14 protein-coding genes and 1 pseudogene are annotated in these 23,649 nt (G+C 67.0%); 6 read left to right on the forward strand and 9 right to left on the reverse strand.

Going from position 1 to position 23,649, the window contains the following annotated elements; translation table 11 throughout:
• Window positions 1–26: 26 nt before the first annotated feature.
• Together MF6396_RS21785 and MF6396_RS21790 are read right to left on the reverse strand one after the other, a co-directional pair.
• On the reverse strand, window positions 27–1,004 hold the full coding sequence (locus tag MF6396_RS21785; RefSeq protein ID WP_043860466.1) for a thiamine pyrophosphate-dependent dehydrogenase E1 component subunit alpha: 978 nt from the start codon (window positions 1,002–1,004) through the stop codon (window positions 27–29).
• Window positions 1,005–1,026: 22 nt separating this feature from the next.
• A complete protein-coding gene (locus tag MF6396_RS21790; protein WP_043860465.1) occupies window positions 1,027–2,085 on the reverse strand; it encodes an ATP-NAD kinase family protein in 1,059 nt (352 codons plus the stop codon).
• Window positions 2,086–2,353: 268 nt separating this feature from the next.
• On the opposite strand from MF6396_RS21790, the gene MF6396_RS21795 reads away from it, so the two are divergent.
• Window positions 2,354–4,219 (forward strand): sigma-54-dependent Fis family transcriptional regulator, encoded by a 1,866-nt coding sequence (locus MF6396_RS21795; protein ID WP_078481551.1) that lies wholly within the window; start codon window positions 2,354–2,356, stop codon window positions 4,217–4,219.
• Window positions 4,220–4,356: 137 nt separating this feature from the next.
• Here the strand turns inward: MF6396_RS21795 and accC are convergent, their stop codons facing one another.
• The 6 genes from accC to MF6396_RS21825 form a co-directional block, all read right to left on the reverse strand.
• Window positions 4,357–5,712, reverse strand: a complete 1,356-nt coding sequence (gene accC / locus MF6396_RS21800) for an acetyl-CoA carboxylase biotin carboxylase subunit (protein ID WP_043860463.1) — start codon at window positions 5,710–5,712, stop codon at window positions 4,357–4,359.
• 17 nt (window positions 5,713–5,729) lie between these two features.
• The gene (gene accB, locus MF6396_RS21805; RefSeq protein ID WP_043860462.1) at window positions 5,730–6,188 is read right to left on the reverse strand and encodes an acetyl-CoA carboxylase biotin carboxyl carrier protein; all 459 of its coding nucleotides are present in this window, start codon (window positions 6,186–6,188) and stop codon (window positions 5,730–5,732) included.
• 91 nt (window positions 6,189–6,279) lie between these two features.
• Window positions 6,280–6,732, reverse strand: coding sequence for a type II 3-dehydroquinate dehydratase (gene aroQ, locus MF6396_RS21810; RefSeq protein WP_043860461.1), 453 nt, complete (start codon window positions 6,730–6,732; stop codon window positions 6,280–6,282).
• 172 nt (window positions 6,733–6,904) lie between these two features.
• Window positions 6,905–8,674, reverse strand: coding sequence for a protein-disulfide reductase DsbD (locus MF6396_RS21815; RefSeq protein ID WP_078481552.1), 1,770 nt, complete (start codon window positions 8,672–8,674; stop codon window positions 6,905–6,907).
• 165 nt (window positions 8,675–8,839) lie between these two features.
• Window positions 8,840–10,801, reverse strand: a complete 1,962-nt coding sequence (locus tag MF6396_RS21820; RefSeq protein ID WP_078481554.1) for a methyl-accepting chemotaxis protein — start codon at window positions 10,799–10,801, stop codon at window positions 8,840–8,842.
• A 163-nt stretch (window positions 10,802–10,964) separates the two neighbouring features.
• Window positions 10,965–12,581, reverse strand: a complete 1,617-nt coding sequence (locus MF6396_RS21825; RefSeq protein ID WP_043860458.1) for a response regulator — start codon at window positions 12,579–12,581, stop codon at window positions 10,965–10,967.
• A 278-nt stretch (window positions 12,582–12,859) separates the two neighbouring features.
• Between MF6396_RS21825 and MF6396_RS21830 the strand changes: the two genes are divergently transcribed.
• From MF6396_RS21830 to speA, 4 genes are all read left to right on the forward strand, one after another.
• Window positions 12,860–13,933, forward strand: coding sequence for a DUF2333 family protein (locus tag MF6396_RS21830; RefSeq protein ID WP_043860457.1), 1,074 nt, complete (start codon window positions 12,860–12,862; stop codon window positions 13,931–13,933).
• Entirely contained in the window at window positions 13,933–14,469 is a 537-nt protein-coding gene (locus tag MF6396_RS21835; protein ID WP_043860456.1) for an NUDIX hydrolase, read from the forward strand. Before MF6396_RS21830 ends, MF6396_RS21835 begins: the two co-directional genes overlap by 1 nt.
• A gap of 194 nt (window positions 14,470–14,663) precedes the next feature.
• Window positions 14,664–15,035: a translation initiation factor Sui1 gene (locus MF6396_RS21840; protein ID WP_043860455.1), complete on the forward strand. Its 372-nt coding sequence runs from the start codon at window positions 14,664–14,666 to the stop codon at window positions 15,033–15,035.
• Window positions 15,036–15,184: 149 nt separating this feature from the next.
• Window positions 15,185–17,098, forward strand: coding sequence for an arginine decarboxylase (gene speA / locus MF6396_RS21845; protein ID WP_043860454.1), 1,914 nt, complete (start codon window positions 15,185–15,187; stop codon window positions 17,096–17,098).
• Between the two features lie 82 nt (window positions 17,099–17,180).
• On the opposite strand, the gene MF6396_RS21850 is transcribed toward speA, so the two are convergent.
• A complete protein-coding gene (locus tag MF6396_RS21850) occupies window positions 17,181–18,521 on the reverse strand; it encodes an MATE family efflux transporter (protein ID WP_078481555.1) in 1,341 nt (446 codons plus the stop codon).
• A 147-nt stretch (window positions 18,522–18,668) separates the two neighbouring features.
• Here MF6396_RS21850 and MF6396_RS21855 point away from each other — a divergent pair.
• Window positions 18,669–23,618, forward strand: a pseudogene (locus MF6396_RS21855) (alpha-2-macroglobulin family protein).
• The last annotated feature ends 31 nt before the right edge of the window (window positions 23,619–23,649 follow it).

The following is a 23,649-nucleotide window of genomic DNA, read 5'->3' on the forward strand; positions in this document are numbered from 1 at the left end:
TTGTTCTTGTTGTAAGGGCAGCGTGCTCAGGGGTAGGCGACGTACACGTCGCTGAGCAGGTCGGCAGGCTGGGGCTTGGGGTCGGACTTGGCGCGGCGCACGGCGTCTTCGATCAGGTCCTCGACCTGGGCATCCACCAGGTCCAGCTGGGCGTCGCCGAGCAGCCCGGCGCGGGTGGTGCGCTGGCGGAACTGCATCAGGCAGTCGCGGGTTTCGCGCAGGTTCTTCACCTCGTCCGGGGCGCGGTAGGTTTGCGCGTCGCCTTCGAAGTGGCCGTAGTAGCGGGTCAGCTTGACCTCCACCAGCGACGGGCCCTGACCGCTGCGGGCACGCTCGATGGCGGCGCCGGCCGCCTCGTGCACGGCAAAGAAGTCGTAGCCGTCGATGGTCACCCCGGGCATGCCGAAGCCGGCGGCGCGGTCGGCGATGTGGTCGCACGCCACCGACCAGTTGGAGGCGGTGGCCTCGGCGTAGCCGTTGTTCTCGGCCACGAAGATGCACGGCAGGTTCATGATCGCGGCCAGGTTCATGGCCTCGAACACCGCACCCTCGTTGGAGCCGCCGTCGCCGAAGAACACCACGGCCACGTCATCGGTGCCCTTGAGCTTGGCCGCCAGGGCAGCGCCGGCCACCAGGGGCGCGCCGGCGCCGACGATGCCGTTGGCGCCGAGCATGCCCTTTTCCAGGTCGGCGATATGCATCGAGCCGCCCTTTCCGCCGCACACGCCGGTCTTCTTGCCGTAGATCTCGGCCATCATGCCGTGCACGTCCACGCCCTTGGCGATGCAGTGGCCATGGCCGCGGTGGTTGGAGGCGATGCAGTCGCTGTCGCGCAGGTGCGCCATGACCCCGGCGGCCGACGCCTCTTCGCCGGCATACAGGTGCACGAAGCCTGGGATCTCGCCGGTGGCGAACTCGATGTGCAGGCGCTCTTCGAAGGCGCGGATGGTGCGCATGACCCGGTAGGCATGCAGGAGTTGCTCGGTGTTCAGGTGAGTGGACATCTTGTTGTTCTCCAGGGTTGTCTCAGCACTGAGGGTGCGCAGGGTGTTGCGGGTGTTCGCGGCCTACCGCCAGCAGGCGATGGCGGGCGGCGAAGGCCAGTACGGCCTCCACGTCGATGCTCAGGGGGCCGTGGGCGTCGAGGGTGACGGTGGGGCGGTCGTGCTCGCTGAACTCGATCTCGCGCTCGCCGTCCAGCGCCAGGGTGCCGCTGGACAGGCTCAGGGAGTAGGCGACGCCCGGTGCCAGCGGGCCGGCGGCCGTGATGCCGCAGCCTTGCACCAGGCCAGGGGCCAGCGGCGCCAGCAGCGCCTGTTCGGCCTGGCCGTTAAGACGCACCCAGGCCCCTTCGGCGGCGTGGCGCGACACCGGGCACCACAGCCCGCACAGCGCCGAGAGGCCGATGGCATGGGGTTCGGCGAAGGTGGCGAAGACTTCGGCAAGGTCTTCGGCGCGGCTCAGGGCGCGGGCGCCGATGAAGCGCTGCGGCGACACCGCGACTTCCACCAGCGCCCATTCGCACAGCTCCCGCGCCGGGTCGCGCACCAGCAGGCGCTTGTTGCGGCGCAGGCCCACCTGGGCCGGGATGCGCCCGGCGGCGAACAGCCCGCCGGCCAGCCCGGCGCTGGTGGCCTCGCGCAATTCGGGGAAGGCGTTGTTGGTACCGGTGGAAAGGGTCAGCAGCGGAATGTCGCCGACCTCGGCGGCCACCGCCTTATGGGTGCCGTCGCCGCCGAGCACGGCGATCAGTGCGACCCCGCGGGCGAGCATCTGGCGCGCGGCCAGGCGGGTGTCCTCCACGGTCTGGCGCAGCGGCATGTCGAGGATGTCCAGTTGCGGCCAGCGCTGGCCGGCGGCCTGCGGGCCGTTGCTGGCCTTGAGCACGGCGGCGGCGATGCCGGTCATGTCCGGCGGCAGCAGCACGCGCCGGATGCCGGTGGCGGCGAAGGCGGCCAGCAGGCGTTGCACGGCCGAGGCCTTGTCGGTGCTGGAGTACAGGCCGGCGCTGGCGGTAAGCCTGCGCAGGTCGCGGCCCGAGGCCGGGTTGACGATGATGCCCACGGTGGGGGCGGGATGGCTCATGGCGCACCTCTGGTTCTTGTGTACCAGGGCTGGAGCAAGGGTGGTGCCAGGTTGGGTGAAAGGCTTGACCCAGAGCCTTTGTGCAGCATTGCAGGGGCGTACTCGCGGGGTGTCGGCAAGACGCTGCGTTGCAGTGCGGGCAGCGCCGCGGCGAGACGCCGAGACGCTGCGTCTCACGGCGCCGCTTGCCCAGGCGGTGCTTGTCGGGGCCTGGCAAACGGCGCTTAATGGGCCGCATAACGACAAGAACACGAGAACCGGAGGCCCCATGCTTGCCGCGAACTCCAGAGCCCACGTCGACTGTGTCAGCCGTGTGCTCAAGAATGCCGACCGCCAGCCCCAGGCGCCGGTACCGCCGTTGATCCTCGACTCCTGGCGCCGCTCGATGGAGCAGCACCGCCTCGACCCTTCCTCGCAGCAAGGGCCGCGCATCCTGTCGCAAACCCTGCTCAACGAATGCCGCGAACGCGCCGAGCTGTTCATGCGCATTGCCAGCGATGCGGTGGCGCGCCTGCACGAGCGGGTGCGCGGGGCCGACTACTGCGTGCTGCTGACCGACGCGCAGGGTCGCACCATCGACTACCGCGTCGACGCCGCGCTGCGCAACGACTGCCGCAAGGCCGGCCTGTACCTGGGCACCTGCTGGTCGGAAGGCGAGGAGGGCACCTGCGGGGTGGCGGCGGTACTGACCAGCCAGGTGCCGGTCACGGTGCACAAGCGCGATCACTTTCGCGCCGCGTTCATCGGCCTGACCTGCTCGGCGGCGCCGGTGTTCGACCCGCAGGGCAAGCTGCTGGGGGTGGTCGACGTGTCGGCGCTGCAGTCGCCGGACGACCGGCGCAGCCAGCACCTGATCCGCCAACTGGTGGTGCAGACCGCGCGGGAGATCGAGAACGCGTTTTTCATGCACAACGCCCAGGCGCATTGGGTGTTGCGGGCGCACAGCGCGCCGGGGTATGTGGACAGCCAGCCGGACTTTCTGCTGGCCTGGGATGCCGACGGACGCCTGCAGGCGCTCAACAGCCTGGCGCGCTCGGCATTGCTCTCGCGCTACGGCGAGCTGCCGGCGCATATCGGCCAGCTGTTTGACCTGGACCAGTTGCGCGCGGTGACCGACGAGTCGGCGCAGCGCCTGAGCTGGAGCGCCGATGGCGATGCGCTGCATGTGCGGGTCAGCTCGCCACAGCGTCCGGCGCGGGTGGTGCCGGTGCCGGGCGGGGTGGATGCACGGGTGGAGGAAAGCCTGCGCCTGGCGGTGCGGGTCAAGAACTGCAACCTGGCGGTGCTGGTGGTGGGCGAGACCGGTGCGGGCAAGGAGGTGTTCGCGCGCCAGTTGCATGAACGCAGCGCGCGGGCCGGCAAGCCGTTCGTGGCGCTCAACTGCGCGGCGATTCCCGAGAGCCTGATCGAGAGCGAGCTGTTCGGCTATGTGGCCGGGGCGTTTACCGGGGCCTCCAGCAAGGGCATGCGCGGGCTGCTGCAGCAGGCCGATGGCGGCACGCTGTTTCTCGACGAGATCGGCGACATGCCGCTGGCCTTGCAGACCCGCCTGCTGCGGGTGCTGGCCGAAGGCGAGGTGGCACCGCTGGGTGCGGCCAGGCGCGAGCGTGTGGATATCCAGGTGATCTGCGCCACGCACCGCGACCTGGCGGCGCGGGTGGCCGACGGGCGCTTTCGCGAAGACCTGTACTTTCGTCTGGCCAATGCGCGCTTCGAGCTGCCGCCGCTGCGCGAGCGCAGTGACCGGCTGGCCTTGATCAACCGCTTGCTGGCCGAGGAGGCGGCCGGTTGCGGGGTGGACGTGGGCTTGAGCGAGGCAGCGCTGGAGTGCCTGCTGGGGTATCGCTGGCCGGGTAACCTGCGCCAGTTGCGCCAGGTGCTGCGTTACGCCTGCGCGGTGTGCGCCGGTGGCACGCTGCAGTTGCAGGACCTGCCGGCGGATGTGCGCGGGGCGCAGGTGCAGGGCGAGGTGCAGGCCAGCATGAGCCCGCAGCGCCAGGTGCTGCTGGAGGCGCTGGTACGCCATCGCTGGAAACCGGGGGAGGCGGCCAAGGCGCTGGGTATTTCGCGGGCCACCTTGTACCGGCGGGTGAATGCGCATGGCATCGAGATGCCGCGCATGGGGCAGCATTAGGCGGCGCGCCTTCGCCGGCAAGGCCGGCTCCTACAGATTCGACGTTCCCCTGTAGGAGCCGGCCTTGCCGGCGAAGAAGGCAACACAAAAAAAAGACCCCGGCACCAGGCCGGGGTCTTTTTCACATCACACCTGCATCACTCGTCGTTGGCGAGCTTGTGTTCCAGGTAGTGAATGTTCACGCCACCTTTGCAGAAACCTTCATCACGCACCAGTTCGCGGTGCAGCGGGATGTTGGTCTTGATGCCGTCGACGACGATCTCGTCCAGCGCATTGCGCATGCGCGCCATGGCTTCGTCACGGTCCTTGCCGTAGGTGATCAGCTTGCCGATCAGCGAGTCGTAGTTCGGCGGTACCGCATAGCCACTGTACAGGTGCGAGTCGACGCGAACGCCGTTGCCGCCCGGTGCGTGGAAATGCTTGACGGTACCCGGGCTCGGAATGAACTTCTTCGGGTCTTCGGCGTTGATCCGGCACTCCAGCGAGTGACCGCGAATCACCACGTCATCCTGGGTGAACGACAGCTTGTTGCCAGCGGCGATGCTGAGCATCTCCTTGACGATGTCGATACCGGTGACCATCTCCGAAACCGGGTGCTCCACCTGAACACGGGTGTTCATTTCGATGAAGTAGAACGCGCCGTTCTCGTAGAGGAACTCGAAGGTGCCGGCACCACGGTAGCCGATGTCGATGCACGCCTTGACGCAGCGGGCGAAGACTTCCTGGCGGGCCTTTTCGTCGATGCCCGGGGCTGGCGCTTCTTCCAGCACCTTCTGGTGGCGGCGCTGCAGCGAGCAGTCGCGGTCACCCAGGTGCACGGCGTTGCCCTGGCCGTCGGACAGTACCTGGACTTCCACGTGACGCGGGTTGGTCAGGAACTTCTCCAGGTACACCATCGGGTTGCCGAAGGCGGCGCCGGCTTCGCTGCGGGTCAGCTTGGCCGAGGCGATCAGGTCCTCTTCCTTGTGCACCACGCGCATGCCGCGACCACCACCGCCACCGGCGGCCTTGATGATCACCGGGTAGCCGACTTCACGGCCGATGCGCAGGGCTTCTTCCTCGTCTTCCGGCAGCGGGCCGTCGGAACCCGGAACGGTCGGTACGCCGGCCTTGATCATCGCGTCCTTGGCCGACACCTTGTCGCCCATCAGGCGGATGGTGTCGGCCTTGGGGCCGATGAAGGCGAAGCCGGAGTTCTCGACCTGCTCGGCGAAATCGGCGTTTTCCGCGAGGAAACCGTAGCCTGGGTGAATGGCGGTGGCGCCGGTCACTTCAGCGGCTGCGATGATCGCCGGGATGTGCAGGTAGGAGTGGGTGGCCGAAGCCGGGCCAATGCATACCGATTCGTCGGCCAGGCCCAGGTGCATCAGCTCGCGGTCGGCGGTGGAGTGCACGGCGACGGTCTTGATGCCCATCTCTTTGCAGGCGCGCAGGATCCGCAGGGCAATTTCCCCGCGGTTGGCGATCAGGACTTTTTCCAACTTGGCTGGCATCGTTGGTTCTCCGCGGTTCAAACGATGGTGAACAGCGGCTGGTCGTACTCAACCGGCTGGCCGTCTTCTACCAGAATGGATTCGATCACACCGCTGGTTTCAGCTTCGATGTGGTTCATCATTTTCATGGCTTCGACGATGCACAGGGTGTCGCCTTTCTTCACGGTCTGGCCGACTTCGACGAAGGCAGGCGAGGTAGGCGAGGCTTTGCGGTAGAAGGTACCGACCATTGGCGAGCGGGCCACGGTGCCGTTGAGCTTCGGCGCGGCTGGCGCTTCGGCGGCAGCCGGGGCAGCGGCGGCCACAGGGGCGGCGGCCGGTGCGGCAGCCATCGGGGCTGGCGCGTAGTACTGCTGGGCCGGGGTCTTGCTGTGGCGGCTGATACGGACGGACTCTTCGCCTTCCTTGATCTCCAGCTCGTCGATGCCAGACTCTTCCAGCAGTTCGATCAGTTTCTTGACTTTACGGATATCCATTAATCATCAACTCCCAAGGGTCGGTCAGGGTCGTATAAACGTGAATGTTAACGTTCGTACACGGCCCGGCCTGCGGCCAGGCTTCGGTTATTCAGGGTTTGGCGTGCGCTGCCAGGTGTTCCAGGGCGGACTCCAGGGCCAGGCGATAGCCGGTGGCGCCCAGGCCGCAGATCACCCCTACGGCGACGTCTGAAAAGTAGGAGTGGTGGCGAAACGGCTCGCGCTTGTGCACGTTGGACAGATGCACTTCGATGAATGGGATGCTCACCGCCAGCAATGCGTCACGTAATGCGACGCTTGTGTGCGTGAAAGCCGCCGGATTGATCAGGATGAAGTCCACCCCTTCGTTGCGTGCGGCGTGGATGCGATCGATCAGTTCGTACTCGGCATTGCTTTGCAGGTATTGCAGATGGTGGCCGGCGGCGCGTGCACGCTGCTCCAGGTCCTGGTTGATCTGGGCCAGGGTCACGGCCCCGTAGACGCCCGGTTCGCGGGTGCCTAGCAGGTTCAGGTTGGGGCCATGCAGCACCAGTAGCGTTGCCATCTGCGGTTCCTTTTATTGTCGGGCAAAAACGTAGCGCGGCGACTATGCCGCAAACTGCCGAGCACTGTCCAGTTACCTGCAATAGCCAGCACGATGACCGAGATTCGCGCGAAATTTATGACTATCTTGCCAATTTCGGTCATCCGTGGCGCTTTTCAAGCGGCCCCAGCAGTTATAGACCCACTTCGCTGCGAATGCGCGCCAGGTGTTCGGCAAATTCGCCGGCTTTTACCTCGCCTATCACCCTGCTGTCGGTTTTTTCGCTGCCGTTCGCGGCAAACACCAGGAAGCCCGGCGGGCCGAACAGCTGGTAGCGGTCCAGCAGCGCGCGTTGCTCGGCGTTGCTTTGGGTGATGTCGAACCGTACCAGGCGGTAGCCCTGCAGTTGCGCCTGCACGGCCGGATTGCCGAGCACGTCATGCTCGATCACCTTGCAACTGATGCACCAGTCGGCGTACCAGTCCAGCAGCAGCGGTTGCCCGGCCGCCCTGGCTTCGGCCAGCAGGCCATCCAGGGCGGCGGGGGTGTTCACCGTCTGCCAGGCGCTGACCGGTGCGGCCGAGGGGGTGCTGGCGGGGGCGGGGAGTGGCCGCAGCGGGTCGGCCTGGCCACTGAAGGCGCCGTACCAGCAGGCCAGCGCGTAGGCCAGCAGCAACAGGCCGAGCAGCTGCGCCAGGCGCTGGCCGGTGGTCTTCACGCCGAATTCCAGGGCGCCGAGGAACAGCGCCACGCCGGCTGCCAGCAGACCGATCAGCAGCAGGGTGAGCGGGCCGGGCAGCACGCGGCTGAGCAGGCCGATGGCCAGGCCCAGCAGCAGCACGCCGATGGCGTTCTTCACCGTGACCAGCCACGGCCCGCTTTTGGGCAGCCAGGCCGCACCGCCGGTGGCCACCAGCAGCAGCGGCGCGCCCATGCCCAGGCCCAGCGCGAAGAGTTTCAGCGCCCCGCCGATCGCATCGCCGCTGGCGCTTATATAAAGCAGCGCACCGGCCAGTGGCGCCGACACGCAGGGCGAGACCAGCAGGCTGGAAACCACCCCGAGTACGGCGGCGCCCAGCAGCGAGCCGCCCTTGGTCTGCCCGGCCACGCGGTCCAGGCGGCTGCTGATGAACTGCGGCAGCTTCAGTTCGAACAGGCCGAACATGGCCAGGGCGAATACCACGAAGAATGCCGCGAAGGGCACCAGCACCCAGGCCGATTGCAGGCGTGCCTGCAAGTTGAGCTGGGCGCCGAACAGGCCCATCAGCGCGCCGAGCAGGGCGAAGCAGGCGGCCATCGGCAGCACGTAGGCCAGCGACAGGGCCAGGCCGCGCCCGCCACCGACCTGGCCACGCAGCACCACCCCGGAAAGGATCGGCAGCATCGGCAGCACGCAGGGGGTGAAGGTCAGGCCGACGCCGGCAAGAAAGAACAGCAGCATTTCCTTCCAGCTCCAGGCGTTGCTGCTGGCCGGGGCGTCGGCGGTGGACGCTGCGGCGACGCCGTCGATGCTCAGGCGCTCGGTTTCCGGCGGGTAGCACAGGCCCTTGTCGGCGCAGCCCTGATAGCTCACCACCAGGGTGAAGGGGCGCTGGTCGGCAGTGCGTGGCAGGTCGATGTCGAGGATGCCGTGGTACACCTCGACGTCGCCGAAGTACTCGTCGTGCTTGGCCTCGCCGGCAGGTAGCTGCGCGGTGCCCAGGGCGATGTCGGCAGGTTCGGTACGGAACTGGAAGCGGTGGCGATAGAGGTAGTAGCCCTCGGTGGTGACGAAGCGCAGCTTGATGGCCTGGGCGTCGCCCTGGATCAGGTTGAGCTTGAAGGCTTCGCGCACGGGCAGGAAGTCGGCGCTGTTGTTCAGGCCCGGTGCGCCGAGGGTGGCGCTGGGGCGGTTGTCGAGCAGCCCGGCGCCCATGGCGGGCAGGGCCAGGACCAGAAGCAGGAGGCAAAGCAGGCGACGCATGAGCGGTCTCGCTGGGGGGAACGTGGGGGCAATGATAACGGAGTTTGAGCAGGAGCAATCGAGTTGAACCCATCGCGGGTCAAGCCCGCTCCCACAGACAATGCATCTGGCTCAATCAGGATGCATACCTGTGGGAGCGGGCTTGACCCGCGAGAGTCCCCTGGATCAGACCCGGAACGCCTGCACGGCGGTGTTCAGCTCCCCGCCCAGGCGCAGCAGATGCTCACCCTGCTCGCGCCCCTCGCCAATGCGCTCCAGGTTGTCCGCGCCCAGTTCGTGGATCCGTTCGCTATGGTCGCGAATCTCGCTCACCGCGCCGCTCTGCTGCGCGGTCACGTCGGCGATGCGTACGGCGGTCTGCGCAATGGTCTGGATCGCCGCGACAATCTCGTCCAGCGCTCCATCGGCAGACTGCGCCTGCTGGGCAGTGGCCTCGGCGTGCTCCAGTTGCGCGCGCATGCCTTCCACCGATTCGCGTGCCGCCTGCTGCAGGCGCGCGATCAGGGTCTGGATCTCGCCGGTGGCTCCGGTGGTGCGCTGGGCCAGCGAACGCACCTCCTCGGCCACCACGGCAAAGCCGCGGCCCATCTCGCCGGCCCTTGCCGCCTCGATGGCCGCATTCAGGGCCAGCAGGTTGGTCTGTTCGGCAATCGAGCGGATCACCGTGAGCACGCCGCCAATGGTCGCCGACTCCTGGGCCAGGCCCTCGATCATCTGTGCATTGCCCTGCACCTCGTCCACCAGCAGGCGCAGCCCGCTCAGGCTCTGGCCGATCACCGCCTGGCCCTGTTCCACCGCCAGCCCCGCGTGGCGGCTGGCGTCGGCGGCCTGGCTGGCATCGCCGGCCACCTGGGTGATGGTGGCCTCCAGTTCGCCCAGCGCATCGCGGATCTGCGCGGTGTCGCCGGCCTGGCGCTCGGCGCCGTCGTGCAGCGCGCTGCTCATGCCGGCCAGGGCGTGGCTGCTACCGGCCACCTGCTCGGCGTTGCTGCGGATGGTGTCCACCAGGTCCACCAGGTAGGCACGCAGGCGGTTGAGCGAGTCCTGGATGTCGTGCATTTCGCGGTTGCTGCGCCCCAGCGCAATGGCCTGGCTGAAGTCGCCGCCGGCCCACTGCGAGAGCGCCGGCGCCAGGTTGCCCAGCACCCGCGCCAGGCGCCGCTGCAAGGTGTCGATGAGCAGGGCGATCAGCAGGATCAACCCGATCATCAGGCCCTGGATCACCCGCACTTCGCCCTGGATCTGCCCATGCTGCGCGCGCACCCCCGGTTCCAGGTCGGCGATGGCCTGCTGCACGGCGGCCATGCGCGCCTGGGTGGTGGTGGCCAGTTCGGTACGGCGCTCGATCTGCGCGCGGGTGCGCTGCAGTTCTGCCGGGTAGCGCGCCAGCAAACTGCCCAGCTCGCGCTTGAGGGCCACGCCGACGTCTTCGGCGCTGGTGGTGGCCTCGCTCTGCAGGCCCATCATCGCGGCGAAGTCGTCGGCGCCGGATTCCACCGCCGCGGTCACGCCCAGCAATGGCAGGGCGTCGAGGGCTTTGGCCTGGGTGATGATCAGTTGCAGTTCGCGCTCCACCTCGTCGGCCAGCTCGCTGCGCCCGCTGCTCACCAGCTTGTCACGCGCCAGCGACAGGCGGCCCAGGTGCAGGCTGGCTTCCAGCAGTGCCGACTGGTAGTGCGCCGCCTCGGGGTGGCCGCTGTCGTGGGCGTAGCGGGCTAGCTGTTCGAGGTTGGCGCCCAGTTCGCGTTCGGCCTGCAGCAACAGGGCCTGGGGGTCGCCGGCGAGCTTGCCGGCGGCCAGCAGCTCATTGGCGGTGAATGCCTGCAGGGTGTCGAGGCTGGGGCGCAGTTGCGCGGCCAGCTCATCGGGCAGCTGGGCCAGTTCCTGTTGCAGGTCCTGGGTGCTTTGCAGGGCGGTGGCGTGGCGCAGGGCATCGCCACTGTTCAGGTAATCCTGGGTGTTGCGGGCCACCTGGTTCTGGAACTGCTGGGACAGCGCCAGGTAACGCTCCATCAACAGGTAGGGCTGTTCCAGGGCGCGTTGCGACCACCACAGGGTCGCCCCCAGGGCCAGGCACACGGTTACCAGCAGCAGGGTGTTCAGATTGGTCAGCAACTTCAGGCGCATGAGCGGGCTCTACCAACGGTGGGATGGCAAGTGCCTGAAGTTATTGCGTTTTTATGACGTGGTTATGACGATGGCAGGGTTGTTGCGAAATAAAGTGGCTATATGGTGGCCCTTTCGCCGGCAACGCCGGCTCCTACAGCGGCCGGGTTGCTGGCGAAAAGGCTCAGGCCTCGACCCGCTGTACGCAGTTGCGCCCCGCACCCTTGGCCAGGTACAGCGCCTCGTCCGCTGCGGTGGCCATGCTCAGCGCATCCAGCCCGTCGCTCAGTTGCACCACCCCGGCACTGAAGGTGCACGACAGGTCACGCGGCTGCGCCGGGTAGTGGATCTCGGCAAAGCGCCGGCGAATCTCGTCCAGCACCTTGTGCGCCGCGTGCAGGTCGGTGTTGGGCATCACGATGGCGAACTCTTCGCCGCCATAACGGCCGATGAAGTCGGTCTTGCGCAGGCGCTGCTTGAGAAACAGCGCCAGGCTCTTGATCACCCGGTCGCCCATGGGGTGGCCGTGGCTGTCGTTGACCTTCTTGAAGTGGTCGATGTCGAGCATGGCAAAGCTCAGCGGGCGGTCTTCGCGCCGCGCCCGGAAGCTGCAGTCTTCGAGCAGTTGCAGGATGTGCGTGTGGTTGTACAGCCCGGTGAGGCTGTCGCGCACCATGCGCGCCTTGAGGTTGCGCGCCCTGGCCGCACGGTTGCGCACGGTGGTGATCAGGTGGCGCGAACGGATCGGCTTGGTGAGGAAGTCGTCGCCACCCTCGCTCATGGCATCGAGCTGCTTGTCCAGGTCGTCCTCGGCCGACAGGTAGATGATCGGCACGCTCACATAGCGGTCGTTGTGGCGGATCACCTTGGCCAGCTCGGTGCCGGTGCAGGCGGGCATGTACATGTCGAGGATGATCAGGTCGGGCTGAAAGTCGGCCAGCTCGGCCATGGTCTGGATCGGATCGGTGAGGGTGCGGGTGACGATGCCGGCATTGTTGAGCAGGCGCTCGGTGTGCAGTGCCTGGGCCCGCGAGTCGTCGATCACCAGCACCTTGAACGGTTCGTACTGGGTCACGCTGGTGAGCAGCTCGACCTTTTCCAGCAGGCTGGAGGCCTCCAGGGTACCGGTGAGAAATTCCTGGCCGCCGGCGCGTACCGCGGCAAGCCGGGTGGGGGTGTCGGTTTCGTGCAGGCTGAAGAACAGCAGCGGTACGCGCTGCTCCAGGCCCTGCTGGGCCTGGGCAGCCAGCTGCAGGCCCTGGCCCTGGCCGCCGAAGTCGACATCCATGACGATCGCCGCCGGCAGGCGCTCGGCCATCGAGGCCTGGAATGCCTCGGGGCTGTACAGCGGCTCGACCCCCAGGCCGAAGAACTCCAGCTGCTTGGCCAGGCGCTCGGCGCGCTCGTGGTCCTGCAGCATCACGTAGATGGGCTTGCGCAGCGGCGGCAGCGGGGTGCGCTCGAGCTGGTCGCCCTGGCGCAGCCCGGTACGCGACAGGCGCTGCATCAGGCGGTTGAGTTCGTTGATCAGGCTGCTGCTCAGGCGCGCGCTGTTGGCCTCCACCGCCGCCAGGGTCTGGCCGATGGCATCGGCCAGCAGGCTGTGCTCGGGCTGCTCGAAGCGTTCGGCGTAGCGCTGCAGGCGCAGGTTGGCCTCGCCCAGCTCGCTCAGGTCGCAGCTGGTCCACTCGCTGCGCTGCAGGCGCTGCCAGATCTCGAGAATTTGCCGGGCCTGGTGAATGACCCGCTGGGCAAAGTGTTGCTTGAGGCGCGCACGATTCGGGTCTTCTGGCTCGGTCATGTCCTGACTACTTGTAAGGGGTGAGGCAATTCGAGTGATGGCTCTATGCTAGCACCACTTTTCCGGCAATCGAGTGTGCTGCATCAATTAACTGGGGTGGCGCTAAATTCCTTTCCTGACCCGTTAGTCACTTATGCGAAGCGGCGCGCTTGATTTATAGTGCAGGCTTGGCTGGCGCCCCGGCCGCGCACGCTGGCACACAATGCTGGCCGGCGTGGGCACGAAGCGGGGGCCGCGCGGTCGAACCCTGGACACGACCTGACAGAAAGGACAACGCCATGCTGGACTGGAAAAACCGTACAGGCAAAGCCGAGGCACGCGAGCGGGTGGACGCCCGTGGCTCGGGCACCCGCAGCTACTTCGGCGGGCTGTTGTTCAGCCGGGCGCTGGGCACCCTGATCGGTCTGTACCTGCTGGTGACCATCGCCCTGGGCTGGTACTGGAGCCAGGAGCCCGACCTGTTCCCGGTGCAGCAGAACGCCCAGGCCGCCGCCGAGCGCAACGGCCAGCAGATGGTCGTCGGCTACACCACCGTCGAAACCCTCAAGACCGTGGTTGCCACCCTGCTCGACAAGCCAGGCGGCTACATCTCCAACGACCGCTTCCCGCCGGGCCTGTGGATGGACAACATGCCCAGCTGGGAATATGGCGTGCTGGTGCAGGTACGTGACCTCAGCCGTGCCCTGCGCAAGGACTTCGCCCGTTCGCAGTCGCAGTCGGCCGAAGACGCCGACCTTGCCAAGGCCGAGCCGCGCTTCAACTTCGACAACAAGAGCTGGATCCTGCCGTCGAGCGAGTCGGAGTACCAGGAAGGCATCAATTCACTGAACCGCTACCAGAAGCGCCTGGCTTCGCCCGACCAGCAGGGCGCGCTGTTCTACACCCGTGCCGACAACCTCAACAACTGGCTGGGCGACGTGGCCACGCGCCTGGGCTCGCTGTCCCAGCGCCTGTCGGCTAGCGTGGGCCGGGTCAAGCTCAACACCACCCTCAAGACCGAATCGGTGGTGCCGGGCCAGGTGCCGCAGCTGGACGAGGAAGTGGTCGAGACGCCGTGGCTGCAGATCGACAACGTGTTCTATGAAGCCCGTGGCCAGGCCTGGGCGCTGTCGCACCTGCTGCGCGCCATCGAGGTCGACTTCGCCGACGTGCTGGCCAAGAAGAACGCCACCGTCAGCGTGCGCCAGATCATCCGTGAGCTGGAAGCCTCGCAGGAGCCGCTGTGGAGCCCGATGGTACTCAACGGCAGCGGCTTCGGCATGTGGGCCAACCACTCGCTGGTGATGGCCAACTACATTTCCCGCGCCAACGCCGCAGTGATCGACCTGCGCCAGCTGCTGTCCCAGGGCTGATGCTGTTCAGCCAGAGCGAGGCGGCGCACCGCGCCGCCTCGGATGCCGAGCGCATCGCCTGGGTCGACGAGCAGGACAACCTGCTCGGCGCCAAGCCGCGGGCCGAGCTGCGCGAGCAGGGGCTGATCGGGCGGGGCACCTACATCCTGCTGTTCAACAGTGCCGGCGAGCTGTGCGTGCACCAGCGCACCCTGAGCAAGGCGATCTACCCCGGCTATTGGGATGTGGCCGCCGGCGGCATGGTCGACGAGCACGAAAGCTACGAGCGCTGCGCCGCGCGCGAGCTGGCCGAGGAGCTGGGGGTGAGCGGCGTGTCGCTGAGCTTCCACGAGCGCTTCTTCTTCGACCAGCCTGGCAACCGGCTCTGGTGCGCGGTGTTCTCGGCGGTCTGGGACGGGCCTTTGCGCCTGCAGCCCGAGGAGGTCAGCCAGGCCCGCTTCATGCCTTTGCAGGCAGCCCTGGACGACAGCCTGAGCACCCCCTACTGCCCCGACTCACTGGCGGCGCTGAACCGTTTCGTGGCGCGGCGCGGCTGACGTCGCGAAAGCCAAGCAAAATGGCGCAGTTTTGCACTTAGCATTCGGCGCAATTGTGGTTACACTGCGCGGCCTTTTCACCCTGCCACGGCTTGCCGCGGCAGGTGCGCTGCCCCTGCCAGAGTGGGGCTTCGCGGTCGGTACCTCGCCCCGGGGCATCGACCAGTTTTTGTCCTCAACGCAGAGGATCAAAAGTGGCCAAGAAAGCCGCATCATTCGCCGCCCTCGGTGGCCTGGTGTTCTCCACCGATGCAGGCCGGCATTGCCCGGACTGCAGCAAACCCGTCGATGCCTGCATCTGCAAGCAGACACTCATCCCCGAAGGCGACGGCATTGCCCGTGTGCGTCGTGAAAGCAAAGGCCGTGGCGGCAAGACGGTGACCACCATCAGTGGCGTACCGCTCCCCCTGGATCAACTCAAGGAACTGGCCACCACGCTCAAGCGGCGTTGTGGTACGGGCGGCGCGTTGAAAGACGGCGTCATCGAGATCCAGGGCGACCACGTCGAGTTGTTGCTGGCCGAGCTGATCAAGCAAGGCTTCAAGGCGAAAAAGTCCGGCGGCTGATGGCCGCTGCGAGGTTTTTCCTGCAGCACTTCTAAACTCGTTCCCTGGGCAGGGGTCTATGCCTGAACAGGGAGAATCGTCATCTTCATTTTCTACACTGGCCAGCACGCCCTGGCCGGTGTTCACGACTTTCTTTATAGGGGACTTCGATGTCCGTACGACGCACACGCAAAGACGATGGCAGCCAATGGACCGTGGCCGACAGCCGCAGTGTTTACGGCATTCGCCATTGGGGCGCGGGTTACTTCGCGATCAACGAGGCCGGGCGCGTCGAAGTACGCCCCAACGGGCCGGACAGTGCGCCGATCGACCTGTACGAGCAGGTCGACGAGCTGCGCCAGAGCGGCCTGTCGCTGCCGCTGCTGGTACGTTTCCCCGACATCCTGCAACACCGCGTGCGCCAGCTGACCGGCGCATTCGACGCCAACATCGCGCGCCTGGAGTACCAGAGCCAGTACACCGCGCTGTACCCGATCAAGGTCAACCAGCAGGAAGCGGTGGTGGAGAACATCATCGCCACGCAGAACGTGTCCATCGGCCTTGAGGCCGGCTCCAAGCCCGAGCTGCTGGCGGTGCTGGCGCTGGCGCCCAAGGGCGGCACCATCGTCTGCAACGGCTACAAGGACCGCGAGTTCATCCGCCTGGCGCTGATGGGGCAGAAACTGGGTCACAACGTGTTCATCGTGATCGAGAAAGAATCCGAAGTGGCACTGGTGATCGAGGAAGCCGCCGACCTCAAGGTCAAGCCGCAGGTCGGCCTGCGCGTGCGCCTGTCGTCGCTGGCTTCGAGCAAGTGGGCCGATACCGGCGGCGAGAAGTCCAAGTTCGGCCTGTCGGCTGCGCAGCTGATTTCGGTAGTGCAGCGCTTTCGCGATGCCGGCCTGGACCAGGGCATTCGCCTGCTGCACTTTCACATGGGCTCGCAGATCGCCAACCTGGCGGACTACCAGCACGGCTTCAAGGAAGCCATCCGCTACTACGGCGAGCTGCGTGCGCTGGGCCTGCCAGTGGACCACATCGACGTGGGCGGCGGCCTGGGCGTGGACTACGACGGCACCCACTCGCGCAATGCCAGCTCGATCAACTACGACATGGACGACTACGCCGGCGTGGTGGTGGGCATGCTCAAGGAGTTCTGCGACGCGCAGGGCCTGCCGCACCCGCACATCTTCTCCGAGAGCGGCCGCGCGCTGACCGCGCACCACGCGATGCTGGTGGTGCAGGTAACCGACGTCGAGAAGCACAACGACGAAGTACCCGAGATCGAGGACAAGCAGAGCCTGCCCGAAACCGTGCAGTGGCTGGCCGACCTGCTGGGCCCGACCGACATCGAGATGGTCACCGAGACCTACTGGCGTGCCACCCACTACATGAGCGACGTGGCCGCGCAATACGCCGACGGCAAGATCACCCTCGCGCAGAAGGCCCTGGCCGAGCAGTGCTACTTTGCCGTGTGCCGCCGGTTGCACAACTCGCTCAAGGCACGCCAGCGCTCGCACCGCCAGGTGCTGGACGAACTCAACGACAAGCTGGCCGACAAGTACATCTGCAACTTCTCGGTGTTCCAGAGCCTGCCCGACACCTGGGCCATCGGCCAGGTGTTGCCGATCCTGCCGCTGCATCGCCTGGGCGAAGAGCCGCTGCGCCGTGCGGTGCTGCAGGACCTGACCTGCGACTCGGACGGCAAGATCAACCAGTACGTCGACGAGCAGAGCATCGAGACCAGCCTGCCGGTACACGCCATCAACGAGGGCGAGGACTACCTGCTGGGGATCTTCCTGGTGGGCGCGTACCAGGAAATCCTCGGGGACATGCACAACCTGTTCGGTGACACCGACTCGGTGAACATCTACCAGAACCCCAACGGCAGCGTGTACCACGCCGGCATCGAGACCCACGACACCATCGAGGACATGCTGCGCTACGTGCACCTGTCGCCCGAAGAGCTGATGACCCACTACCGCGACAAATGCGCCAGCGCGAAGATCACGGCGCGTGAGCGTACCCAGTTCCTGGATGCCTTGCGCCTTGGGCTGACCCGCTCGTCCTACCTGTCCTCCTGACCGCTTTCGCCGGCAAGGCCGGCTCCTACAGGTTCATGCAATACCCTGTAGGAGCCGGCCTTGCCGGCGAAGAGGCCGTCATTCACGCCACAAACCACCCATCCCTACGCTGCAACCGCCACCCCATCACCCCCAGCGTCACCGCCCGCAGCCCCATGAACAGCAGAAAGCCCAGCCACAGCCCGTGGTTGCCCAGCCCGCTGGCCGCATAGGCGAACGGCAGTGCTATCGCCACGCTCAGCAGCATGCCGTTGCGCATCTCCCGTGCCCTTGTCGCGCCGATGAACAACCCGTCGAGCAGGTAGCTCCACACCGCCACCAGTGGCAGCAGCGCCAGGTATGGCAGGTACTCGAACGCCGTCTCGCGCACGCTGGGGATATCCGTCTGCAACTGGATGAACCAGTGCCCGCCCAGCAGGAACACCCCGGCAAACCCCAGGCTGACGATCAACGACCAGCCACACGCCACCGTCATCGAACGGCGCAATGCGCCGCGGTCCCCGGCGCCGATCGCATGCCCGCACAGTGCCTCCACCGCATGCGCCAGGCCGTCCAGTGCATACGCGGTCAGCAGCAGGCCGTTGAGCAGCAGCGCATTGGCCGCCACCGTCGCCTCGCCCAGGCGCGCACCCTGCACGGTGATCAGGAAGAACACTCCCTGCAACGCCAGGCTGCGAATGAAGATGTCGCGGTTCACGCTCAGCAGCGGGCGCCAGCTCTGCCAGCGCCTGAGCAGCGCCCAGGCCACCTGCCCGGGGTAGGCGCGCAGGGCCGGGCGCGTGAGCGCCAGGCCGAGCAGCGCGGCCGACCATTCGGCGATAACCGACGCCCGCGCCGAGCCCAGCACACCCCAGTCCAGCCCCAGCACGAACCACAGGTTGAGCACGATGTTGAGCAGGTTGGTGGTCAGCAGGATCGCCAGCGGGGCACGGGCGTTCTGCGTACCCAGAAACCACCCCACCAGGGCAAAGCTGGCCAGCGCTGCCGGCAGGCCGAGCAAGCGCGTGTGGAAGAACGCCAGGGTGTTTTCCTGCAGCGCGGCACTCGGTTGCATCAGGCCCAGTGCCAGGTGGCTGAAGGGAATCGCCAGTGCCCCCAGCAGCACGGCGAACAGCAACGCCAGCAGCAGCCCCTGCACCAGCACCTGGCGCAGCGCGGCGCCGTCGGCGCGTCCGGCCGCCTGGGCAGCAAAGCCGGTGGAGCCCATGCGCAGGAAGCCCATCAGAAACGCCAGGAAGGTATACAGGCTGGCGCCCACCGCCACGGCGCCGAGCTGGTGCGCGTGGGGCAGGTGGCCGATCACGGCGCTGTCCACCAGCGCCACCATGGGCACGGAAATGTTGGAAAGAATCATCGGCGCGGCCAGCGCCCAGACCCTGTGGTGGGTCGGACGGTCGCGCCAGTCGCTGAGTAGTCGGGACATGCAGGCTCCTTGAGAACCGGCATTGTAGCCGCCCCCGGCACTAAAACTGGTGAACGCTGTCTCACGCCGGGCGCCTCGATCAGCGATGCCCGCGAGCTTGCTATATAGTGCTCGTCTCAGACCCTGCTACCGGAAGAGTTACCCTCCATGCTCAACAAAGGATTGTGGCTGGCGTGCGCCATGGCGCTGCTCAGTGCTTGCGACTCGTCTACTGATAAACCGGCCCCGGCCCCCGCGCCAACGGAACAGGCCGCCCCGGTAGCCCCGGCGCCGGCCCCCGCCGAACCGGCCGCGCCCGCAGCTGCACCGGCCCCGGCGGCGACCCCGGCGCCCACCCAGGCGAGCCTGGGCGAGCGCTACGCCGGTCGCGAGCTGACGGTGGTAGACGTTTCCGAAGTGCAGGTCGACGGTGCCAGCGCCTTGTCGGTGACCTTCTCGGTGCCGCTGGACAAGGACCAGAACCTTGCCGAGCGCGTGCACCTGGTGGACACCACCCGGGGCAAGCTCGACGGCGCCTGGGAGCTCAGCGAAAACCAGATGGAGCTGCGCCTGCGTCACCTGGAGCCGCAGCGCAAGCTGGTGCTGACCGTGGATGCCGGCCTGCTCGGGGTAAACGGCAAGAAGCTCCCCAGCGAGTACGTCAGCCGCCTCGAAACCCGCGACATGCAGCCCACCGTGGGCTTCGCCAGCCGCGGCTCGCTGCTGCCCACGCGCCTGGCCGAAGGCCTGCCGGTGATCGCGCTGAACATCGACAAGGTGGACGTCGAGTTCTTCCGCATCAAGCCCGAGTCGATGTCCAGCTTCCTGGCCAGCTGGGGCCGCAACACCTCGCTCGAGTACTACAACTCCGAAGAACTGTTGAGCAAGGCCGACCTGGTGTATGCCGGCCGCTTCGACCTGAACCCGGTGCGCAACACCCGCGAAACCCTGTTGCTGCCGATTGCCGGGATCAAGCCGTTGCAGGAACCTGGGGTGTACCTGGCGGTGATGCGCGCCTCGGGCCGCTACAACTATTCGCAGCCGGCCACCCTGTTCACCCTGAGTGACATCGGGCTGTCGGCGCATCGCTACACCAACCGCCTAGACGTGTTCACCCAGGCGCTGGACGGCGGCAAGGCCCTGGACGGGGTCAACCTCGAACTGCTCGACCGCGAAGGCAAGCTGCTGGCCCAGGCCAAGACCGACGGCGATGGCCATGCGCAATTGCCGATGCCGCCCAAGGCCGACGTACTGCTGGCCAAGCAGGGCGTGCACACCACCTTGCTGCGCCTGAACAGCGCCGCGCTCGACCTCTCCGAATTCGCGCTGACCGGGCCGCAGGCCAACCCGCTGCAGTTTTTCGTGTTCGGCCCGCGCGACCTCTATCGCCCGGGTGAAACCGTGCTGCTCAACGGCCTGCTGCGCGACCAGGACGGCAAGCCGGTGAAAGCCCAGCCGGTCAGTGTCGAGGTGCGTCGTCCGGATGAACAGGTCAGCCGCAAGTTCGTGTGGGAGGCCGATGCCAACGGCTTCTACCAGTACCAGTTGCAACTGGCCAGCGAAGCCCCGACCGGGCGCTGGCAGCTGGTGTTCGACCTGGGCGGCGGCAAGAAGCAGGTGTTCGAGTTCCTTGTCGAAGACTTCATGCCCGAGCGCCTGGCCCTGGAACTCAAGGGCAGCGCGACCCCGCTGAGCCCGGGCGAAACCGCTGAAATCCATGTCAATGGCCGCTACCTCTACGGCGCCCCGGCCTCGGGCAACCGCCTCAGCGGCCAGGCCTACGTGCGCCCGCTGCGCGAAGCGGTGCCGGCCTTGCCGGGCTACCAGTTCGGCTCGATCACCGAGGAAGACCTGAGCCACGACCTGGAACTGGACGAAACCACCCTGGACGCGTCGGGCGATGCCACGCTGCAGATCGAAAGCCGCTGGTCCGAGGCGCATTCGCCGCTGCAACTGAGCGTGCAGGCCAGCCTGCAGGAGTCCGGTGGCCGGCCGATCACCCGGCGCCTGGAGCAGCCGATCTGGCCGGCCGAGCGCATGCCCGGCCTGCGTGGGCTGTTCGACGGTGAAGAGGTCGACGGCAACACCCCGGTCGAGTTCGAACTGCTGATGGCCGACCGTGACGGCCACAAGCTGGCCGCCGACAACCTCAAGGTGCGCCTGATTCAGGAGCGCCGCGACTACTACTGGAACTATTCCTCCAGTGACGGCTGGGATTACAACTACAACGAGAAATTCCTGCTGCAGTCCGAGCAGCCGGTCAGCATCAAGGCCGGCAGCACTGCCAAGCTGAGCTTCCCGGTGGAATGGGGCCCGTACCGTGTCGAGGTCGAAGACCCGAGCACCGGCGTGACCAGCAGCGTGCGCTTCTGGGCTGGCTGGCGTGCCCAGGACAACACCGACGGCGGCGCCGTGCGCCCCGACCAGGTCAAGCTGGCGCTGGACAAGCCGGCCTACGCCGATGGCGCCACCGCGCAGATCACCGTGACCCCGCCGGCTGCCGGCAAGGGCTACCTGATCGTCGAGGGCAATGACGGCCCGCTGTGGTGGGAAGAAATCGACGTGCCTGCCGAAGGCAAGACCTACGCGGTCAAGCTCGACCCCAAATGGGCCCGCCACGACCTGTACGTCAGCGCCCTGGTGATCCGCCCCGGCGAGCGCAAGGCCAATGCCACGCCCAAACGTGCCGTGGGCGTGCTGCACCTGCCGCTGGATCGCGCCGAGCGCAAGCTGGCGCTGACCCTCAAGGCCCCGGAAAAGATGCGTCCCAAGCAGCCGCTCACCGTCAAGGTGCAGGCGCGCAATGCCGATGGCAGCATCCCCAAGCAGGTGCAGGTGCTGCTGGCCGCGGTGGACGTGGGCATTCTCAACATCACCAGCTACGCCACCCCCGACCCGTTCACCGGCATGTTCGGCCGCAAGGCCTACGGCGCCGACCAGCTGGATATCTACGGCCAGCTGATCGAAGCCGGGCAGGGCCGCCTGGCCAGCCTGGCATTCGGCGGTGACGCGGCCATGGCCAAGGGCGGCAAGCGTCCCAGCACCAGCGTGACCATCGTGGCCCTGCAGAGCGCCCCGGTGACCCTGGACGCCAAGGGCGAAGGTCAGGCGACGGTGGACATCCCCGACTTCAACGGCGAGCTTCGGGTGATGGCCCAGGCCTGGACCGACGAGCGCTTCGGCATGGCCGAGGCCAAGACCGTGGTCGCCGCGCCGCTGATCGCCGAACTGTCGGCCCCGCGTTTTCTGGCCGGCGGCGACCGTACCGAGCTGGCGCTGGACCTGTCCAACCTGTCGGGCAAGGCGCAGAAGTTCACGGTCAAGGTGACCACCGAGGGCCAGTTGAACCTGCTGACCCCGTCCGAGCAGCCACTGAGCCTGCGTGACGGCCAGCGCGTGACCTCGCTGCTGGGCGTGCAGGCCGTGGGTGGCCTGGGCCAGGGCAAGGTCAAGGTGCAGGTCAGCGGCCTGGTGCTGCCGGGCGAACCGAACACCGCCTTCACCCGCGAGTGGACCCTGGGCATTCGCCCGGCCTACCCGGCGCAGCTCAGGCACTACCGCGCCGCGCTCAAGGACCAGCCATGGACCTTGCCCGCCGAGGACCTGGCCGCGTTCGAACCCCAGGGCCTGGAGGCGATGCTGTCGCTGTCGAGCCGCCCGCCGCTGAACATCGCCGAGCAGATCCGTGCCCTCGAGGCTTATCCCTATGGCTGCCTGGAGCAGACCACCAGCGGGCTGTACCCGTCGCTGTACGCCGATGCCGAGACGCTCAAGCGCCTGGGCATCAAGGGTGAAGAGCCCAAGGTGCGCCAGCGCAAGATCGAGATGGGCATCGAGCACCTGCTCGGCATGCAGCGCTACAACGGCAGCTTCGGCCTGTGGAGCGCGGACGACAGCGAGGAGTACTGGCTGACCGCCTATGTCACCGACTTCCTGCAGCGTGCCCGCGAGCAAGGCTATGCGGTGCCGCCCGAGGCGCTGAAAAAGGCCAACGAACGCCTGCTGCGCTACCTGCAGGAACGCAACCTGATCGAGCCGTACTACACCAGTAACGCCGAGCACAGCCGCTTCGCGGTACAGGCGTATGCGGCGCTGGTGCTGGCGCGTACCCAGCAGGCCCCGCTGGGTGCCCTGCGCAGCCTGTTCGAGCGCCGCGCCGATGCACGCTCGGGCCTGCCGCTGGTACAGCTGTCGATCGCACTGGACAAGATGGGCGACAAGCCGCGCTCGGCGCAGGCCCTGCAGGCGGGCCTGGCGGTCAAGCGTCAGGACGTGTGGCTGAGCGACTATGGCAGCCCGGTACGTGACGAGGCGCTGATCCTGGCCCTGCTCGAAGAGAACAAGCTGGCCACCGACCAGCTCGACCAGCGGCTGTTCGAGCTGTCGGACAAGATGGCCAGCAGCTCGTACCTGTCCACCCAGGAGCGCAATGCGCTGTTCATGGCCGGGCGTGGCATGCTCAAGCAGCCTGAAGGCCGCTGGAGTGCACGCCTGGACAGCGCGGGCGAGCTGCGCGACCTGGGCCCGACCCAGGCCGGGCTCAAGCTGGAGGGGCCGTTGCTGGCCTCGCCGCTGACCGTGACCAACACCAGCGACAAGACCGTGTACCAGCAGTAGACCGTGTCGGGTTACCCGCGCTTCGCACCCCGTGCGGTGGGCACCAACATGAGCATCTACCGCGAGTACCTGGGCATGAATGGCCGGGCACTGAACATCAAGTCGCTCAAGAGTGGCGACCTGGTGCTGGTGCACATTGGTATCCGCGCCAACGAGCGGGTGCCGGACGCGCTGATCGTCGACCTGCTGCCGGCGGGCCTGGAGCTGGAAAACCAGAACCTGGCGCAAAGTGCGGCCAGCCTGGACAACGCCAGCAGTGCAGTGAAGGAATGGCGTGAAGCAATGCAGAACGCCAACGTGGTGCACCAGGAGTTTCGCGATGACCGCTACGTGGCGGCGATGAACGTCGACCCGTACGGCGTGACGCACCTGCTGTACCTGGCCCGTGCGGTCACGCCGGGCACCTACCGCGTGCCGCCGGTGCAGGTGGAGTCGATGTACCGGCCCAACTGGCAGGCGGTGGGCGAGAGCCCGGGTGACATGGTGATTCTGGGGCGCTAGCAGTTGCCCCTTCGCCGGCAAGGCCGGCTCC

The sequence above is a fragment of the Pseudomonas sp. MF6396 genome (assembly GCF_002018915.1).
Classification (GTDB): domain Bacteria; phylum Pseudomonadota; class Gammaproteobacteria; order Pseudomonadales; family Pseudomonadaceae; genus Aquipseudomonas; species Aquipseudomonas palmensis.

Bases quoted from the DNA above. Each gene is read 5' to 3' on its own strand.
- MF6396_RS21785 (WP_043860466.1), bottom strand. From the start codon at position 1,004: ATGTCCACTCACCTGAACACCGAGCAACTCCTGCATGCCTACCGGGTC.
- MF6396_RS21790 (WP_043860465.1), bottom strand. From the start codon at position 2,085: ATGAGCCATCCCGCCCCCACCGTGGGCATCATCGTCAACCCGGCCTCG.
- MF6396_RS21795 (WP_078481551.1), top strand. From the start codon at position 2,354: ATGCTTGCCGCGAACTCCAGAGCCCACGTCGACTGTGTCAGCCGTGTG.
- accC (WP_043860463.1), bottom strand. From the start codon at position 5,712: ATGCCAGCCAAGTTGGAAAAAGTCCTGATCGCCAACCGCGGGGAAATT.
- accB (WP_043860462.1), bottom strand. From the start codon at position 6,188: ATGGATATCCGTAAAGTCAAGAAACTGATCGAACTGCTGGAAGAGTCT.
- aroQ (WP_043860461.1), bottom strand. From the start codon at position 6,732: ATGGCAACGCTACTGGTGCTGCATGGCCCCAACCTGAACCTGCTAGGC.
- MF6396_RS21815 (WP_078481552.1), bottom strand. From the start codon at position 8,674: ATGCGTCGCCTGCTTTGCCTCCTGCTTCTGGTCCTGGCCCTGCCCGCC.
- MF6396_RS21820 (WP_078481554.1), bottom strand. From the start codon at position 10,801: ATGCGCCTGAAGTTGCTGACCAATCTGAACACCCTGCTGCTGGTAACC.
- MF6396_RS21825 (WP_043860458.1), bottom strand. From the start codon at position 12,581: ATGACCGAGCCAGAAGACCCGAATCGTGCGCGCCTCAAGCAACACTTT.
- MF6396_RS21830 (WP_043860457.1), top strand. From the start codon at position 12,860: ATGCTGGACTGGAAAAACCGTACAGGCAAAGCCGAGGCACGCGAGCGG.
- MF6396_RS21835 (WP_043860456.1), top strand. From the start codon at position 13,933: ATGCTGTTCAGCCAGAGCGAGGCGGCGCACCGCGCCGCCTCGGATGCC.
- speA (WP_043860454.1), top strand. From the start codon at position 15,185: ATGTCCGTACGACGCACACGCAAAGACGATGGCAGCCAATGGACCGTG.
- MF6396_RS21850 (WP_078481555.1), bottom strand. From the start codon at position 18,521: ATGTCCCGACTACTCAGCGACTGGCGCGACCGTCCGACCCACCACAGG.